Origin of the sequence: Bacterioplanoides sp. (genome assembly GCF_965219715.1) — a bacterium.
GTDB lineage: Bacteria > Pseudomonadota > Gammaproteobacteria > Pseudomonadales > Oceanobacteraceae > Bacterioplanoides.
This window is the reverse complement of sequence record NZ_OZ244785.1, coordinates 1,760,635-1,777,944: the sequence shown is the minus strand read 5'-3', so window position 1 is coordinate 1,777,944 and position 17,310 is coordinate 1,760,635. Positions and strand designations below refer to the sequence as shown.

The window sequence follows — 17,310 nt, the reverse complement described above, 5'->3', positions numbered from 1 at the left end:
TCCCTTATCTTTAGTCTTTTTTTGCCTCTTCTGTTAATGGTTCGTTCGTTTTATTAGTGCAGTTTTTCCGGCGAAAGCTCAGGCGTATGCTGTTTTTTCTTCAATAAAAATAACAGTGAAATATGCCTCGATTTTTTCTGATTTCTGCGGTGTCTGTATTAGTCATCACTGCTCTGTTGCAACTAAGGTCCGAAACACCGCTGGTGGTTACGGCGAATGCGATGCCGGTGAAGGCGGAGGTCTTAGCCCCGACCGTGGCAGCAGAGCCAACAGAAAACACATCACCACTTGCTGAACCGCTGAAGCCGGTCTTGCGTCAGGTTGCGCAGCAATATCAGCGTCAGAACCAGTGGCCGTCGTATTCGCTGCCGTTATCCGGACATCAGCTGGAACTGATTTATCCCAACCAGGGAGCCGGAATTTCTCAGCCATTACAGCCTTTAGGTCTGAATGGTGAATTACGCATTGACCTTGACCATTATCGGTATCGTGTTGGAGAAACTCTTTCTGCCCAGGTATCACTGATCGCAGATGATGCTCTGTTAAGCCAGATCAGCGAATTACAAATTACGGTGATCGATCGCCAGAAAAAAACGCTACAACAATTATCCAATCGTAACTCAGAACATTCTCAGGCAAGCCAGTGGCAGGCTGAAGCTGAAGTGTCTGATCGTTGGCCTGAGGAGGCATCGGTGAATGCCCGTATGATTTTTGTTGATGGTCAGCAGCTGAATTACAGCGCTCCGTTTCAGGTGTTTGATCCGGTTGCGGAAGTGGGCGGAATTAAAACGCCGTATGTGGATAACAATGAATTAATTATCCCGGTTGATGTGGAAAAAGCGAAAAGTGGTTATTACAAACTGGCCGCCGCTTTATTTACCGCGGAAGATCAGCCCATTGCTTATTTGCAGGGAAAAACCCGAATCGCTTCCTCCAGCGGCATGATCGAACTGAAAGTACACGGTTCGTTATTGGCAGGCTTGGGATCGCAACAGGACCTGGTTATTAAAAGTTTTCAGTTACGCAGGATTCCAGCCCGTCCCGGAGATGGTGTGGTTGGCTGGGGAGTCAGTCGTGAGCCTTCTTACGTTATTAAACAGGTCAATCCGGCACTGTTTGATGATCAACCGTTTCAGAGTGCCCAGGTAATCGCCCGGGCAGAATTTCTGAAAAACCTGGGTCAGTAATACCGCCCAGTTCCAACTTAATAAAAATAATAAGGGGAATCCTTATGCTCGATAAGCAAGGTAAAACACGTTCGTCGTTGTGGCGTTATTGGTTAGCACTGTGTTTTTTATGCAGTTTACCGGTACAGGCTCAGTTGGCGGGAAAAAATGTCATTCTGGTGCACGGGTTACAACCGGGCCAATTAATGCAAGCCAGCATTAATGACAGCCAGGTTGAACAGGACGGTGCCAATTACTGGTCGGCGTTCTGGGCACAACACGCCGATGACAGGCTCGACTGGAGTTCCAAACAACGCCTGCAGCAGGGCATTGCTGAAGCGGCTTACGATAAAGTGATTGGCTGGTCACGCTCCGGTTTTTGTAATCAGGGCTGTGTCATTGTGACTCACTCAACCGGTGATCTGGTGACACGTCTGTTACTCGATCAACAGGAAATCTGGACCGAAGCTGCGGGCCTGCAACCACTGAATATTCTGGCCGTGCTGGACTTTGCCGGAGCGGGTGGTGGCTCTGAATTAGCGCAGCTGGCAATCGATGTGGCCGGAAGTGAAAGCTGGCTGACGGCGCCGATTCGTGCTGCCGTTAATGCGTATCTGGGCTTCACCGTAACACCGGAAAAACTGGGAGTGCTGGAAGATTTACGACCAACCGTTGCTCGTCAAACGGCAATTGGTGCGTCTGATGTACCACGCCTGCGGTTTGTCGGTGGCGGTAATGAATATCTGGGTGTTACAGGGCCGTTTTTACCGGGCACGGATGACGGTGTTGTGTCTCTGCATTCAGCCTGTGGTGGTAACGGTGTTGAGAGCATCGATAGCTGCGTGAATTTCCGTGCGCTGGACGGTAAAGAGACCAGCGTCAGTGCACCAAAAGGCCTGTACGTAAATCACTACCCGGTACTTATGGGTAGCGATACGCACCACGGCGGCACTATTGGTGATCAGCGTGGTGTTGAATTGAGCTACGCCGCTAATAACCTGCAGCAAGGTGTGAATTTTTCTGTAGCAACAGAAAGTCGCAGCAGTGGCTGGTGGTTATGGAAAAGCACGTACCAGACAGTCAAAAACTCAGCGAACTCGAGCATGTCTGAGCAGGTATTTAACGCCGTCAGTCTGTAATTTAATGCGTTGAATCGTTCGTTAAACTCACAGAAACAAAAATGCCCGCCTGTTATTGTTCTTTTAAATTGAACGTAAACAGAGCGGGCATTTTTTATTCACCAATTGATGACTGGGTTTATGAGTCAGTCGTGGTTAGGTACGTAACGCATTCAGCTGCTGATCCAGCACATTAAGCTGATCGGTAACGTGATGGCTGCTTTGGTTAGCATCCTGAGCCAGACCTGCCAGCGCTTGTGTTGCATCACCGATATTGGTCAGGTGACGGGAAATTTCTTCGCTGACAGAACTTTGTTCTTCCGCCGCCGTTGCCACCTGGCTGATGTGGTCGGTAATTTCAGTGATGGCTTCCACCACCTGATGCAATGAGGTGTGCGCCTGACGTGTGGTTTCCATACTGCCTGTGGCTTGCTCAGTGCCGTTCTCAATGATGTTAACCGCTTTATTCACCTCATCCTGCAGGTTGACGATCATACCATCGATTTCTTCGGTCGACTCCTGGGTTTTGGATGCCAGCGTTCGTACTTCATCCGCAACCACCGCAAATCCGCGACCTTGCTCACCTGCGCGGGCGGCCTCAATTGCCGCGTTTAATGCTAACAGGTTGGTTTGTTCGGCAATCGAACGAATCACCACCATAATGCGGTTAATGTCGTCGGAACGGGCAGCAACCTGAGAGATGGACTCACTGGCGGTATTCATATTGGTAGACAGCTCCAGCACGCTATCAACCGCGGTCGATAAGTTACGCTGGGATTCAACCACTGTGCTCTGAACTTCCTGAGTACGGCCGGATGCGTCCTGGGCGATGCGGGATACTTCCATTGCGGTGGCCGACATTTCCTGAGTGGCGGTCACCACGTTATCCACTTCGTGTTGCTGATTATCGGTATTTTGTCGTGTGGTCTGGCTGATGGAGCGATTGTGGTCGGATGCTCCACGGACTTCGTGACTGACCTGTTTTAACGCTTCGATCATATCGCGCAGCTTCAGCATAAACTGATTAAAACCACGGCTTAACTCGATCAGTTCGGCGTGGGTATCCAGCTCCAGCGTCTGGGTCAGATCACCGTCATTACTGGCCAGTTGTTTTACTTGCTGATTCAGCTGGCTCAGCGGTTTAACAATACTCTGTACCAGCAAGCCAATGGCAATAAAGGCGACAATGGTTAACACCACAGCCGTAATCATCTGGCTGCCTAGTACTGATGATTTTTCGCTTGAAATTAAATTGTGTAATTCAGTCAGCTGGGCCAGAACCACAGCTTTGGGTAGTTCGATGACCAATGACCATTGTGTGCCGGATGCATTAATAGAAATGGGTGCCGACACAAAAATGCGGTTGTCGGTTTGCAAAATACCATCACCTTTATGCAGCGATTGTAATTGCTGACCGAGCTGCGGCATGGATTCAGTGAAAGGGCGGGTTAATTTTTCGGTGTAATGACTGGAAGCGGCAACAAAACCCATCGACGATAACAGGGTGACTTTAGCCTGACCGTTGTAGAGTGAAGCACTGAGTTGTTCGACCAGTTTCTGGAAGATGGGCAAATTAACGTCGGTACCGACGATGCCACGGAATGTACCGTTGATAACAACCGGTACCGTCAGGCTGGTCATTAATTCACTGTAACCCGGGCGAATTTCATACATATAGGGTTCCATCGCACACGGACGGACACTGTCTTTGCTGCACAGGTACCATTCTGATTCACGGATACCAAACTCATTTTTAGCGTCGGCGTATTTTTCCGTTGAGTTACCTACCTTCTCCTGGCTGAGGCTGCCATCCGGGTTGCGTACCCAATATATTTCTAACGAACCGCTGTCTTCTGTGGAGTGTTGCAGACCGGAATTAATGAACGCATCGTCGTTATTATCGTAACCATTGGCATCAAACTGAGCGTACATTGAGCTGACATCCGGATTGGCCGCCAGCGCGTCACCCACCAGGCGGCTGACTTGCTGGCGTGTCATCGGGCTTTCTGATGACGGCGATGCCTGAATCACACCCGCCAGTGTTCCGGGAATACGATAGGTTGAGTTGATGTAGCCGGCCATACGCTCGCTGTAAGCATCCGCAGAAGCCCGAATACGTTCAATCGCTGCTTGTGACAGGTTGCTTTCTGCGTTGCGGGAGACCTGGTCGCTCAGCTCAGAAATACCGTTACTGGTTTGCCAGCTCATGGTGGCTGCCAATAACACAATGATGGCCAGGGTGGTTGCCAGAAGCTTGGTTTTCAGGGGAAGTGCTTTCATCTTCGATCCGTATCACTGCTCGGTTTGGCCTTAAGATTAGACCTTCCCTGAGAAATTGCGTGATTACCCATGCTGCACATAGGTGATTACGTCAATGCGCCAGATCAAGCTCACGGTATAAAACTGAAAAGGGAATTTTTTCGGTCAGCGCCGTTGTTCCGGCCTCTGTAGACAGCGACAGCTGCCAGTTATGACGCTGGCGCAGTAACTTCAGGTGAAGTGAATAGCGTCGGTAAAAAATTGAAAAATACGGTTTTTTATAGCGCCAGCTGAAACGTTTAGCGCCTGGCAAATAACGGATAAAGCCAAGCCATGGAGTAATCTGATAGCCCGGCAGGTCGATCGATAGCTCACTGGCACCAAGCATGGGTAGATGACAATTAAATGCCGGGTTGGGATGTGTTTGTTGCTGCCAGTAAAGAAGTTGTTGGCAGAACGCCCACTCCAGCTTCAGTACCACCAGATAGGCCTGCGACCACACGGATTGCAGGCTTTGGTGATGTAAGGTGGCAGGCGTCAGATCAGACTGCAGTTCAGGACTTTTCAACAACAACGGCATCCAGTGCGGCGTCAATAATGGTTTGCATCGCTTTGGAATGGCCGGTGCGGGTCGCTTTAACCTGAATGTTTAGCTTGCCGCGCTCGTTGTAGCTGGAGCGCTCTGCGCTGTGACTTTGCAGGTTGCCGGACGCTTCTATACCCAATAAACCGGATAATAGGCCGCTGCCACTGACCGAGCCTTTCAGGCAGCCCTCAGTTTCGTCGTTTTCTTCCTGCAGTGTTGAAACTTCAAAGGTAAAGTTATTAATCACTTCCTCTATCGCCAGGTTCGCCGGCTCCACCACAGCCATGGTTGGTACGGTAACTGTGGTGGTGCTGGTTTGGCCGTTGGCACTTTTTTCAAAGTTAAAGGTTTCTGTCTGGCCGTTCATCGCCTGTAACGATTGCAGATTGCTTTGAGCCATTTGCAGTTGCGCTTTGGCGGCGGCAATCATAGGTTCGCCAACCAGCTTATCTAACGGTAAATCACTTAATGCTTTGGTGGTGGCCATTATTTCTGCTCCTTCGAGGGTTTAACTTCCGTGCTAACGGTACTGAGATCGTTCAGGTTTGAGATAAAGCGGCGCAACGCCTCCGGTGTTTCCACCTGGCTGACTTTCATTTTTACTGATACTTCAGGCAGATCAGAACTGCCTTGTCGGGCGCTGATTTTACCTTGCAGATCTACCGGCTGATCGACCAGAAACCAGGGACGTTCGCTCTGGTCGTATTTATCCGGAGTGCCATCGCGCTGAGTTTGTTTGGCTTTTTGCCCGGCATTACTGAAACTTTTAGCACGCACATAAGCGTCTTTAACATCGCTGTCGCCAACTTCCTGTTCACCCAGGCGCATCGAAAACTCAATTTCAGCTTCTTCAATCGCCAGTGGATGCATGGGTACGGCGGCGATGGTTGGGATGCTGACGGTGACGGTTTCTTCCTCACCCTGAGCATTTACCCGGGTCTGCTCAAACGCCAGTCGGTAAACACCATTTTCGTCTTTGTCCTGCTTCGCTGCTTTAGCAGGGTCAGCGTTTTCACCGTTTGCCTGATCGCCGGAGTTTTCCACACCTTTATGGTCAAAACCGGTTTGTAATAACAGATTCAGGAAGGAGCGTGCGGCGTGCGTTTGCGCCTGTAATAACGATTGCACCGGCGCCAGAATGGCCTGGCTCAGAGTAATAAGTTTGGGATTATCGTCGGCAGGATTGGCCAAAACATACGTCCTTATAATAAAGAATGTCCGTGTCTGGTCTCAGTAAAGAGGCTGAGCGCAGCATATCGCTGCCTAATAATTATGCCAAGTGTTAATTGTTTGCGGGCAGGGAGTGGAGTGTCGTGAGGGATGAGTAGTATGGAAAGGGAGGAGAGTAGATGTAATTGTTTACGCGGGAGCTGCCCCGCTTGAGCGGGGCGGGAAAACTCAGGATTTGCTGCCGCTGGTTTGTTTCACCGCTTCTTTTAAGAAACTCAGTGCTCCGGCGTTGGTCATCAAATAGGGATCAAGATCATTAACCCCGGAAAAACGCTGGATAAGTTCCTGAGTGATGCGCGAGTCCGGCACGTAATACATATCCCATTCACCAAAGTCTCGTTCGTCGATGTACTGATAACATAACAACTCTACTTCCTTGTGGCGCTTGTCCCGGGTAATGCTGTTATAAATCAGATTCACCTGGGCGCGTGATCCTTCCAGGCATTGCATAAAGTATTTGCGGTTAAAACACAGGCAGCCCGTGACCAGATGGCGGTGATTACGCTCCTGCGACGTTTTGATCAGAGATTCGATTTCTGACTCTTTCCACTCGTCGGTTTTCTTGCTGGCGTAAATCAGGCGAACTAACGGCATATCTGGCCTCCGCAGGGCGTTGTAAACAACAAAAGGTTTCTAAGACCTTAGCCCAGCCACGCCAGAGTGCCAGTGGCAGCGCAGTGGATTCCATCCGCCGTTGTCCCGGCTGTTCTCTTTATTGCTGACCAGGCTGCCTTGCTAGTTGTTTTCCTGCAGTTTGATATTGAGCTGCTGCATAAAGAACCAGGTGTATGCCGCAATAATAATTCCGGCGATGGCGTCGATAATCGGGAAGGTCCACCAGATGCCTTCGCTTTGCCACCAGTGCACGCTCAGCCATAACACCGGAATTAACAGCACATAGGTATGTAGCGCATTTAACCAGGCAGAGGGTTTGGCATAACCCATGGCCTGAAACAGCGCCGGACAGATCTGAGCGATCCCGGCGGTGATAAACAATAAATACACCACGGTTGAGATTTCTGCCGCGGTGTTTACTAATTGCTGGTCTTCGCTGAACAACACATACAGGTAATGTGGAATGTTAAGCATCACAAGCGTCCAGATCAGGCAATACAGGGTGCTGACAATCAGTGCGACTTTAAGCCCCTGACCAATTCTGGGCAGTTTGCGGGCACCAAAATTAAACCCGGCAAAGGTCTGAAAGGCGATCATCATTCCCAGAATCGGCAGAAAAATCAGCATTAACGTACGATTTAAAATACCGTGAGCGCTGATTAACAACTCGGCATTTTGTTGTGCCACCATCACGATGGCGATATTTACAATTAACAGCATCAGGCCGTAGCCTGCATACGACATAAAAATAGGAATGCCGAGCGCAATGGTTTCTTTATGTACGGCTTTATTGGGGCGGATGTAATCACGATAAAAACGAATCCGGTGTTTACCGCTGAGAATCAGGCGTGCTGCGTATACACATGACGAAGACAGGGCAATGACCGTGGCCCAGGCGGCACCGGCAACACCCCATTCAAAAACAAACAGAAATAATGCATCCAGTGAAATGTTCAGTAATGACGACATCACCATCATAAAAAAGACGTGATTATTTAACCCCTGTGCTCTGACGGAATCGCTTAAAGTGCCGTAACAAAAACTGATCACTGAAAACAAAGCGATAGGATGCAGATATTCTATCGCGTAATCCCGAATGGCTGGTGGCAGTTCCAGCAGAATAAAAATATCGCGATTAAAAAAGCTGACAACAACCGAGAAAAATAAACCAACACTGAAGGCGAGAAAAATCGAGGCGTTAAATACCCGGTTGGCTTCATCGTCTTTATTGGCACCCAATCGACGCGACAGAATGGAAGCCACACCACTGCCCATCATGGCGCTGATACTGATCAGGATCATCTGAATCGGAAAAGCAGCGGTCACTCCGCCAATACCATCGGTGCCCACCGCCCGGGCAATAAAAATCGCATCAACAAAGTTATATAAACCGTTCACCAATAAGCCCAGGATGACTGGCATCGCCATTTTAAAAAACAGCGGTGTGACCGGAGCATTAAGAATATCGTGGGCGGTTTTATCCGAAGACATATCGGTCCTTGTTATTGAGAGGGGCAAACATAAAGCCAGAGACAGACACGCTAGCGAATTTCCCGGGTGACAGCCAGCGTTTTAACCCGGTGCTGGTTGAGATGCAGTGTTCAACCCGGATGCAAGGAAAGCGCAAGAATTGTATAGAGGCTGCGATTTGTCATAACGGGCTGTTATGATCGTTATCATCATTCTGATTGTTATAAACAACCTGGCTACAAACGGACGTGAATTTATGAATATTCTGAGAAAATCATTAGCGGTGTTATTTGTTATTCTGGCGATCCTGTCGCTGGCGGCGATGGCCATTCAGGGCTTCCAGTTGGTTCGCTTGTTGGCGGTGCTGGCCTGGTTGGTTACCGCAGCGGCATTGACCGCTATCGGTGGTAAGCCGGTACGGATTATTGGTTACATCACCAGTGCTGCAATTATTGGCTTATTTGGTATGTCGATGCAGATCGCCTTTACCCTGGAGCCGGGCTCCAACGATGCCTTTGGTGCCTTTATTGTCGCCTCAGCAGGTATTCTGCTGGGCAGTCTGGCGGCCTGGGGAATTTATTCAACCACGAACAAACAGCCGACAGCATCTCAGCCTGCTGCGCCGGAATAACTCACTGCTCAAACAAAGCAGGCGTGTTTGTCAGATTCACGCCTGCTTTTCGCTGGCTAGTCTGAAAACGTCAGCTGCATGCCCTCAGCCAGTTCAGCGGGATTAACAGTATTACCCTGTTGGTTGGTTACACCATTGAGCCAATCATTCAGAGTAGCCGGGTTGCGGAACATCCAGTCGCGTACCGCGCGATCTCCGGGAACAAACTCACCCAACATCATATTCATTACCTCACCTTCCATCTCCAGCGAGAATTCCAGGTTATCGAGTAACTTTGCAACGTTCGGGCAGTCGCGACGGAAGTTCGCCCGGGTGTTGGTATACACAGTCGAACCACCCAAATCCGGACCGAAGTAAGCATCGCCACCGGCCAGGTAACGGATGTCGAAGTTTTCATTCATTGGGTGTGGTGCCCAGGCAAGAAAGGCAATCCAGTCACCATCACGAATATGCCGTTTTACCTGGTACAACATCAGCCGTTCCGGCAGCTCCACCAGAGAGAAGTTACCCAGAGAAAAATCATTTTTAGCAATCACATCCTGCAGCAGGGCATTACCGTCATTGCCTTTTTCCAGACCGTATAACTTGTTTTTGAACTGATCTTTGAAGCGCACAATATCAGCGAATGAGCGGACGCCAGCATCGTAAACATAAGAGGGCACCGCCAGGGTATATTTCGCACCACTGAGGTTTTTGCCCAGTACATCGACACTTTTATTGAGCAGATAAGGCTGAATAATCGGTTCCATGGTGGGCATCCAGTTTCCGAGGAATACGTCGAGCTCACCTTTGGATAACTTCTGATAGACCTCTGGTACCGACAGCAGCTCTGTTTCTACCTCGTAACCCAGCCGCGTCAGTAACTGTTCTGCTGTGGCGGTGGTTGCCTGGACATCGGTCCAGTCGACCACGCCAAAACGTACCGTTGTGCAGCTGTTGGCGGTAACCGCGGCCGGGAATAAAAACATCAGGAACAGGAGTAAGGCGCTTTTCATGGGGGGGACTTCGTTGGTAAAAGTTGGGTGATATTCTATCAATTGAATGTTCATTCAACGTAGTAAAAGGATGTTAAAAGAAGCTGTCATTGAGGTCATTCGGGTTTCCTGAAAGTGCCGGATCACCGCAGGTGCAGCCCGATTCAGGTGTGACGTGTTCTGGTAATAAAGGCGTGGCTGGATTGGGAATATATGATTGTCTGGCTTTTAGTGTCTAATGCCATGGGATTGGTTGTCAGAAATAAGGCTCAGATCAGAGCTTCACGCTGGCATTGGCAGTTGGTTATTAATTTCGAAATCCGACAGCGCAAAACGCAGCGATTCAAACTGGCCGTTGCGTCGCATACTGACGGTTTCGCCGTCGACATCACACATATAGTCAGCCACTAGGTCTGGCTTCAGCGTATCAAAGGCTTTTGGGGTAAACAGAGCAATACAGGCACCAGCCTGTGGATCTCGTGCCGACTGATAGATAAAGGCTTCGATATTCTGCTGACGCATCAGGCTGCCCAGTTGTTGGGTGAGCTGGTAGTTGCAGGGAGAGGTGAGCTGCTCCTTATATTTTGCAAAAGCTTCGCCGGTTAAATTCACGCCAGCATCTGTTTTGAAGCTGGCTGAATACAACGTATGTTGCGACTGAATCGGCTTCGGGAACGGTTCCTGCGGTGAATACCAATAAACAAAGCGGTAATAAGCTACTTCGGCAATCACCACCTGTGGATTCATTCCACCGTAGAAAATGCCAGCTTCATTGGTCGTGCCGAAGCGCGAGCCATATTTCAGTGGCGGATACCGAAACGGCGTTTTCAGCAGGTAATCCATACCGTCTGGGGTATCCAGATGATAGGGCGGTTTGCTTTCTTCGAGGATGCTTTCCAGCAGATCGTGTTCGGCGGCGTTATCGACCAGTCGGCGGGTTGCGACCTGCTCCTGATTTTCCACCATACGGTATAACTTACCGCTGAGGAGATCACGTTGCTGCTCAATCAGGTTATGGAGATCTGTCATCAAACCTTGCCACGCATCGCGTCGACGAAGTTCAGTACCCGCACTAATCCGGCCAGATCTTTTAACGCCTCTTTTGGCGTCAGCTGCAGAACGCGGTTTGGGGTTTTCATAAAGTGTTGGGTGTTGTACTTATCGCCGTTGTTCAGGGCAAACAGGCCACGAGCGATGCGGATAACGTAGAGTGCGATATCCCATTGTTTGCTGGAGCGCTTAACACCACGCTGGGTTAAACGACTGACCTGGGACGGGTCAATACCGAGAACCTGAGCCAGCTCACCCCGCGCGAGACCGAGCTCGTCACTGGCGTTGATCACCGCTTTGGCAATCACCAGTTCTTCGTTTGGTTGCATGGCTGCTTGCATAAATCACCCGGTATAAATTGTATTGATCAAATATATTGCTGATATTTGAAAATAACAAGTTCTGGTGTGGTCTGAAGTTGACTGCTCTGGAGTAATGGTTTCAGAACAGTTGTTTGCGAGAATGAAGCTGCTCAATCATTCCTTTCGGGCTCAGTTCTGTGGCTGTAACAGCTGTAACAGCTGTTCCAGCAAGTGTTGTTCCTCACCGGCTTTTAACTCGATCTTCAATCCCGGATCTTTTCTTGGGGTTGATGAGCATGGATGGTCACGTTCAACAAAGGTGATTTTGGCGTAGAAGTTGGCCGCGCGGGTTTGTTTACCGGTCAGCTGATAAAAATCGGTATGTTGTTTAAGGTCGATTTCGATCTGTTCGAGCACAGGTTCCTGGCGCAGGTAGATGCCGGATTGATAGCAATTCAGAGTATCGTTGCTCCCCAGATAGCCGGGAATGTCTGAGGTTTGGGTATCGCAGATCAGGGCGGAAGAACACACGGTGTCACCGTCAAAGGAGCTATGCACCGCATCCCGGATTAACACCGTCTTGCCATCGATGCTGGTATCGTTGGCGAGCCGCCGATCGATCAGTTGCTGAAAGGATAACGCGCTGCTCAGGTTGCGCTGTGCTGGAGTGGTATCGTTGTCATTATCGCCGCCGCAAGCTGATAGGAGCGCGCACAGCAATATGAGTGATGAGCGTTTCATGGCAAATCCTTTTGAATGATTCACTTATCATAATGCTCTGGTGATAAAAATAACATTAGTTGGTACAAGGTTTTGCTCAAACATACGTTTGGGATTGATTTTTTCATGGTTAAAATTTAACCTGTACAGAATTGTGTACAGTATGAATCGAGCCTGAAGGCGCGATGGAGAAACGATGGACGCTATTAGTTATACCGCTGCCCGCGCCAACCTGGCGAAAACCATGGAGCAGGTCTGTAACGACCATGCTCCGGTGATTATTACCCGTAAAAGCGAAGAACCTGTGGTGATGATGTCTCTGGAAGACTATCAGGCGATGCAGGAAACCACCTATTTGTTACGCTCACCGGCCAACGCCCGCAATCTGCTGGAATCGATTGCTGAGTTAGAGAATGGGCAGGGTACAGAGCGCGCTCTACTCGAAGATTGAGTGATCGAAAGATGAAACTGATCTTCTCCAGCAAAGCCTGGGAAAGTTACCTCTACTGGCAATCCACCGACAAGAAAATGCTGAAACGGATTAATGCGCTAATCAAAGAGATTCAGCGAACACCGTTTGAAGGCACCGGCAAACCAGAGCCTCTGAAGCATGGCTTAGCGGGTTATTGGTCGCGCCGGATTAATGATGAGCACCGGTTGGTTTATAAGGTGGAAGACGGTGCTGTGTTGATAGCGCAGCTTAGGTATCACTATTAATTTTGGTTGAAGTTGGGTATCCCAACCTAATAATCGCTAAACTACCGCTACATTCGTAGGCTGGGGTGAGCTGCGTTAGGGTAGCATCGTCAATATGTATGAAATTAGTTATTTAGTTGATCTGATAAAACCAGAATTTGATTGGCGTAGCACAGTAATATTCCTGATGATTTCCACTGGAATGCTTCTGAGCAGAAAGTTAGGAATAGCCGTTCTTGCGGTGGTTATTGCTTCTGCTGCAATAGGCTTCAATACACTTACTTATTTAGGCCGTCTATCTGTATTCGAATATGTCGAAGAGAAACACAAAACAGATGCGTTAATCAAAGTTTCAGGTCAGGTAGAGAAAGTTACGACCTACAATAAGAACTGGGAATTCTTGCTAGCGGGGAAACGGTATTTAATTGATCGCGATTTAACCTTCTGCTTTTCCGGTAAGGCTGTTTTAAAAGAAGGGGATCAGGTCAGTCTGACATATGTAGCGCTTCCTGCTAAGGAGTTTACATCCGGAATTAAGCAGGATAAGTGCATTCTTGCATTGGAGCTTAAACGCGGAGTACGTTAGTTTCCTTAAAAGTTAGCTGACCTTGCTCTGACTCTCGGCTCAGCAACCCGCTTTAGTTGCACTTCGGTGTGCCCCTTCGCAAATAAGGTCACGGTTAAATTAAGACAGCTTCTTAATATAGTGTGTCGTTTATTACTATTGGAATGGGATGTTCGGTCTAGTACTATCTGACCACTAATGATCTTTTTGATAGTATCAGGGACGTACAATGGATTATGCATCCAATCATTTGGTTACGCTTGGCGTAGTCTTTTTCTTATCTCTATTTCCACTTCTTTTTGCTTTTATCTCTCGCATACAACGAACAAAAATGCAGAGCGAGAGAGATACAGTACTTACCGAACTCAGCGAACTAAAACAGAAATACGCTCCAGTTACGGATGCTGAAGCTGAAGCGGCTTCTATATTAGCTGATGCTAATAAGGTCAGGGAGGAGGCAGACTCTTTTGCAAAGCAGACCGAAGAAAGCCGGGTGAGTATTCTCGACAACGCAAAAATACAGGCAGAGAACACGGCATCATCCATTATTGAGAAAGCTGACTCGATAAAGAAAAGTGCTCAGATGCTTGCTCAGCGAGTGACAAGTACCAAAGATGGAATAATCGCTGAAGCTAAAGAAGAAGCGAAAGTTATTCGTTTAAAAGCAAAAGACTTTGCTGATAAAACCGAGAAGAAACGCGAGTTGATTGTTAGCGTTGCTAACGAGCAAGCCACTTCGCTGGTGGCTACAGCGAGAGAAGAAGCGCAACGTATTGCAGGCGATGCGCTCGAAGCCAAAGAAAAGGCTGATGTCCTTCAGGCCGCCATCACTGCAATGAGAAACCAGATTAAGGGTTATCGCGATGACTATATTATTCCCAACCACACTGCCATTGATGAACTTGCTGAAGACTTTGGCCATAAAGATGCAGGCGAGAAGCTAAAAGAAGTTCGTCAGAAAATTAAGATGCTGGTGAAAGAGCACCAGGCGGCAACGTGTGATTATGTCGAAGTCAGCCGTCAGACGACGGCGATTCATTTTGTTCTTGATGCCTTTAACGGCAAAGTCGATTCTGCGATGTCGAAGGTTAAGCACGATAACTTCGGCAAGTTGGAGCAGGAAATCAAAGATGCCTTTTCTTTAGTTAATAACAACGGTGCAGCATTCCGAAATGCTCGTATCGAGCGTGTCTATCTGAACACTCGCCTGGAAGAACTGCGCTGGGCTGTTGCAGTAAATGAGTTGAAGCTTCAGGAACGTGAAGAGCAGAAAGCCATTCGTGAACAGATGCGCGAAGAAGAACGCGCTCGTCGTGAGATGGAAAAAGCCATCAAAGAAGCCGAGAAAGAAGAGCGTATGCTCGCTAAAGCGCTTAAAGCTGCGCGTGCTGAGTTGGAAGCTGCTCACGATGACAAGAAGGCTGAATACGAATACAAGCTGGCTGAGCTTCAGAGCAAGCTCAGTGAGGCAGAAGAGCGCGGCCAACGCGCTATCTCAATGGCGGAACAGACCCGTCGTGGTCACGTTTATGTGATCTCTAATATCGGGAGCTTCGGCGAAAACATTTTCAAAATTGGTATGACACGTCGTTTGGAACCGATGGATCGGGTGAAAGAACTCGGTGATGCTTCGGTGCCATTTGGCTTTGATGTTCATGCCATGATCTTTAGTGAAGATGCCCCAACGCTTGAGAAAGAGCTGCATCGTCATTTCCAGCAAGATGCTGTGAATAAAGTGAATCCACGCAAAGAGTTCTTTGGTGTCAGCTTGCCGCTGATTCGCCAGAAGATTGAGCAGATAGGTGTGGATGATATTCACTGGACGATGAAGGCTGAGGCGGTTGAGTATCGGGAAAGTTTAGCTATTTCGCGTGAAGCGGAAGAAGCTATTGTTTAGGTATTATACGATCAGGATTTATATATGCTTCATGGATTTAATTTAAAACTAGATAACAATGATTTTAACAATCAACCTATTACAGTATCTGATGATTCTAGGTATGTTCGAGATTCTCTAAATCATTTAGTTGAGAAGGATGGTGTAATTGATGGCGATCGTCTTGAAAGTGAATGGTTTCCTCTACTTTCAAGTAAGAAAGTATTTATCTCTCATTCTCATAGTGATGAATTGATAGCAAAAAGATTTGCTTCTTTCCTGAAAGAGAAATTTTCATTGGAGTCGTTTATAGATTCAACAGTGTGGGGCTATTCTGACCAGCTGATAAAAAAGATCAATGATCAGTACAGCCGTATAGAAGGTGAGAATCTATATTCTTACGAAAAATGCAATGTAACGGCTTCGCACGTATATACATTGCTATCAAACGCACTAAATCTCATGATTGATCATTGCGAATGTCTAATTTTTTTAAATACGGATAACTCGGTTGATAATCATTCCTTAAGTTCAAAGATAAGAGCTGGAGTTAGTACATACTCACCGTGGCTTATGTCGGAACTAAGAACTTCGAGTGTAATTCGCAATCGTCCTATGATTAAAAGAACAGAGATGGCCCTTGATTCTCTGACCTTTAACGAAAGTCTCCGAAAGAGTGCTGGATTGGAAAGTTCTTCAGTAAAGGTTAGTTACTCATTACCTATAGAACATCTGCACAAGTTAAATGCTGAAATCATTAGTAAATGGGTTGGCTTTAACCGAAATAGCTATAAGGGATACGATGCGTTGACTGAACTGTATAATTTGGCCGCGGGAACAAACTATAATTTAGGTTCTGAAGAGTCTAAATCTTTAGTCTGGTAATATTTATATAGGTGGCTGTATGTCTGACAAAAAAATGAAACACCTTGAATTTATTCAGAATGTAATATCACGGATGAATTCGAATTCCTTTTTAATCAAAGGCTGGTCGATTACTCTCGTTTCAGCACTGTTTGCTTTAGCTGCAAAGGATGCAAATATTAATTACGTATTAATCTCATATTTTGTAATTCCTGTGTTTTGGTTGTTGGATGGTTTCTTTATAGCAACAGAGAGGCAGTATCGAGAACTTTATAATGAAGTTAGAGAAAAGGATGAGGCTTCAATTGATTTCGATATGAATGCGTCGAAATTTAATGTAAGGGATAATACATGGGGAAGAGGTATATTTTCTAAAACACTCGTACCTTTTTACGGAATCTCAGTGTCTGCAGCACTAATAGTTATGTTTATAATAAATGGATGTTGAAATGGGCAGGAAAGTTTTTGTTTCGTATAAATATGCTGATAATCAAGTTAAACCTCTGACTGATAGTATTTTTGATGATACGAAAGTAAGAGATTATATCGATAAATTACAGGACTATCTTGATGAGGACGATCAGATAAATAAAGGGGAAGCCGATGGCGAAGACATGAGTAGCTTTAAAGACTCAACGATTGCTTCGAAATTAAGAGATAAAATATATGATAGCAGCATTACGATTTGCGTCATTTCAAAAGGTATGAAAGAGTTTCTTGTTACTGAATCTGATCAATGGATTCCTTGGGAAATATCGTACTCACTTAAAGAGCACGCAAGAAATGGTAGAACTAGCAAGACTAATGCTGTATTGGCGGTCGTTTTACCTGATAGTAATGGAAGTTATGAATACTATCTCGTCGATGAAAGTTGCCCCCATTGTAAAACCAGGACTTTGAAAACAGATTTCCTTTTTCAGATATTGAGAGACAACATGTTTAACATAAAGTCTCCTAACTTGAGTGATTGTAATCACCACGGCAACGGGAAAGTATATCTAGGTAATTCTTCTTACATCCATTCGGTTAAGTGGTCTGATTTTATAGGAAATGTTGGTTACTACTTAGATTTGGCAACTGGAATTAACGAAAATATTGATGATTATGAAATAACTAAGACGGTTGCATAAAGTTTGCAAAAATCGTTATAGCTAGGAATTAACGTAACGGTTCAGTTGCTAAAAAGCC

General features: G+C 47.1%; 20 protein-coding genes. 10 read left to right on the top strand and 10 right to left on the bottom strand.

What is annotated here, in order from left to right; translation table 11 throughout:
* The first annotated feature begins 122 nt into the window (after positions 1 to 122).
* Both ACOQOZ_RS08605 and ACOQOZ_RS08600 read left to right on the top strand, forming a co-directional pair.
* Positions 123 to 1,187, top strand: coding sequence for a hypothetical protein (locus ACOQOZ_RS08605; RefSeq protein WP_420591862.1), 1,065 nt, complete (start codon positions 123 to 125; stop codon positions 1,185 to 1,187).
* Positions 1,188 to 1,231: 44 nt separating this feature from the next.
* Positions 1,232 to 2,305: a hypothetical protein gene (locus ACOQOZ_RS08600; RefSeq protein ID WP_420591861.1), complete on the top strand. Its 1,074-nt coding sequence runs from the start codon at positions 1,232 to 1,234 to the stop codon at positions 2,303 to 2,305.
* A gap of 135 nt (positions 2,306 to 2,440) precedes the next feature.
* Here ACOQOZ_RS08600 and ACOQOZ_RS08595 read toward each other — a convergent pair whose 3' ends face one another.
* From ACOQOZ_RS08595 to ACOQOZ_RS08570, 6 genes are all read right to left on the bottom strand, one after another.
* On the bottom strand, positions 2,441 to 4,564 hold the full coding sequence (locus ACOQOZ_RS08595) for a methyl-accepting chemotaxis protein (RefSeq protein ID WP_420591860.1): 2,124 nt from the start codon (positions 4,562 to 4,564) through the stop codon (positions 2,441 to 2,443).
* 91 nt (positions 4,565 to 4,655) lie between these two features.
* Positions 4,656 to 5,114: a hypothetical protein gene (locus ACOQOZ_RS08590; protein WP_420591859.1), complete on the bottom strand. Its 459-nt coding sequence runs from the start codon at positions 5,112 to 5,114 to the stop codon at positions 4,656 to 4,658.
* Complete coding sequence (locus tag ACOQOZ_RS08585; RefSeq protein WP_420591858.1) at positions 5,098 to 5,616, bottom strand: DUF2589 domain-containing protein; 519 nt, start codon at positions 5,614 to 5,616, stop codon at positions 5,098 to 5,100. Before ACOQOZ_RS08585 ends, ACOQOZ_RS08590 begins: the two co-directional genes overlap by 17 nt.
* A complete protein-coding gene (locus ACOQOZ_RS08580) occupies positions 5,616 to 6,320 on the bottom strand; it encodes a DUF2589 domain-containing protein (RefSeq protein ID WP_420591857.1) in 705 nt (234 codons plus the stop codon). The genes ACOQOZ_RS08585 and ACOQOZ_RS08580 overlap by 1 nt, the downstream gene beginning before the upstream one ends.
* A gap of 207 nt (positions 6,321 to 6,527) precedes the next feature.
* Complete coding sequence (locus ACOQOZ_RS08575; protein ID WP_420591856.1) at positions 6,528 to 6,953, bottom strand: BLUF domain-containing protein; 426 nt, start codon at positions 6,951 to 6,953, stop codon at positions 6,528 to 6,530.
* A 141-nt stretch (positions 6,954 to 7,094) separates the two neighbouring features.
* Positions 7,095 to 8,465 carry an MATE family efflux transporter gene (locus ACOQOZ_RS08570; RefSeq protein ID WP_420591855.1) on the bottom strand — a complete coding sequence of 457 codons (1,371 nt, stop codon included), beginning with the start codon at positions 8,463 to 8,465 and terminating at the stop codon, positions 7,095 to 7,097.
* Positions 8,466 to 8,640: 175 nt separating this feature from the next.
* On the opposite strand from ACOQOZ_RS08570, the gene ACOQOZ_RS08565 reads away from it, so the two are divergent.
* Positions 8,641 to 9,075: a hypothetical protein gene (locus tag ACOQOZ_RS08565; protein WP_420591854.1), complete on the top strand. Its 435-nt coding sequence runs from the start codon at positions 8,641 to 8,643 to the stop codon at positions 9,073 to 9,075.
* 56 nt (positions 9,076 to 9,131) lie between these two features.
* Here ACOQOZ_RS08565 and choX read toward each other — a convergent pair whose 3' ends face one another.
* The 4 genes from choX to ACOQOZ_RS08545 all read right to left on the bottom strand — a co-directional run bounded on the left by choX (position 9,132) and on the right by ACOQOZ_RS08545 (position 12,142).
* Positions 9,132 to 10,070 (bottom strand): choline ABC transporter substrate-binding protein, encoded by a 939-nt coding sequence (gene choX / locus ACOQOZ_RS08560; RefSeq protein ID WP_420591853.1) that lies wholly within the window; start codon positions 10,068 to 10,070, stop codon positions 9,132 to 9,134.
* A 261-nt stretch (positions 10,071 to 10,331) separates the two neighbouring features.
* Entirely contained in the window at positions 10,332 to 11,078 is a 747-nt protein-coding gene (locus ACOQOZ_RS08555) for an RES family NAD+ phosphorylase (protein ID WP_420591852.1), read from the bottom strand.
* On the bottom strand, positions 11,078 to 11,440 hold the full coding sequence (locus ACOQOZ_RS08550) for an MbcA/ParS/Xre antitoxin family protein (protein ID WP_420591851.1): 363 nt from the start codon (positions 11,438 to 11,440) through the stop codon (positions 11,078 to 11,080). The genes ACOQOZ_RS08555 and ACOQOZ_RS08550 overlap by 1 nt, the downstream gene beginning before the upstream one ends.
* A gap of 150 nt (positions 11,441 to 11,590) precedes the next feature.
* Entirely contained in the window at positions 11,591 to 12,142 is a 552-nt protein-coding gene (locus ACOQOZ_RS08545) for a hypothetical protein (protein ID WP_420591850.1), read from the bottom strand.
* A gap of 175 nt (positions 12,143 to 12,317) precedes the next feature.
* Between ACOQOZ_RS08545 and ACOQOZ_RS08540 the strand changes: the two genes are divergently transcribed.
* From ACOQOZ_RS08540 to ACOQOZ_RS08510, 7 genes are all read left to right on the top strand, one after another.
* The gene (locus ACOQOZ_RS08540) at positions 12,318 to 12,572 is read left to right on the top strand and encodes a type II toxin-antitoxin system Phd/YefM family antitoxin (RefSeq protein WP_420591849.1); all 255 of its coding nucleotides are present in this window, start codon (positions 12,318 to 12,320) and stop codon (positions 12,570 to 12,572) included.
* A gap of 11 nt (positions 12,573 to 12,583) precedes the next feature.
* Positions 12,584 to 12,838, top strand: a complete 255-nt coding sequence (locus ACOQOZ_RS08535) for a Txe/YoeB family addiction module toxin (protein ID WP_420591848.1) — start codon at positions 12,584 to 12,586, stop codon at positions 12,836 to 12,838.
* 94 nt (positions 12,839 to 12,932) lie between these two features.
* Positions 12,933 to 13,403 carry a hypothetical protein gene (locus tag ACOQOZ_RS08530; RefSeq protein WP_420591847.1) on the top strand — a complete coding sequence of 157 codons (471 nt, stop codon included), beginning with the start codon at positions 12,933 to 12,935 and terminating at the stop codon, positions 13,401 to 13,403.
* A gap of 208 nt (positions 13,404 to 13,611) precedes the next feature.
* The gene (locus ACOQOZ_RS08525; protein WP_420591846.1) at positions 13,612 to 15,279 is read left to right on the top strand and encodes a DUF4041 domain-containing protein; all 1,668 of its coding nucleotides are present in this window, start codon (positions 13,612 to 13,614) and stop codon (positions 15,277 to 15,279) included.
* Positions 15,280 to 15,303: 24 nt separating this feature from the next.
* On the top strand, positions 15,304 to 16,143 hold the full coding sequence (locus ACOQOZ_RS08520) for a hypothetical protein (RefSeq protein WP_420591845.1): 840 nt from the start codon (positions 15,304 to 15,306) through the stop codon (positions 16,141 to 16,143).
* Between the two features lie 19 nt (positions 16,144 to 16,162).
* The gene (locus ACOQOZ_RS08515; protein ID WP_420591844.1) at positions 16,163 to 16,570 is read left to right on the top strand and encodes a hypothetical protein; all 408 of its coding nucleotides are present in this window, start codon (positions 16,163 to 16,165) and stop codon (positions 16,568 to 16,570) included.
* Positions 16,560 to 17,252: a TIR domain-containing protein gene (locus ACOQOZ_RS08510; protein WP_420591843.1), complete on the top strand. Its 693-nt coding sequence runs from the start codon at positions 16,560 to 16,562 to the stop codon at positions 17,250 to 17,252. Before ACOQOZ_RS08515 ends, ACOQOZ_RS08510 begins: the two co-directional genes overlap by 11 nt.
* Positions 17,253 to 17,310: the final 58 nt, after the last annotated feature.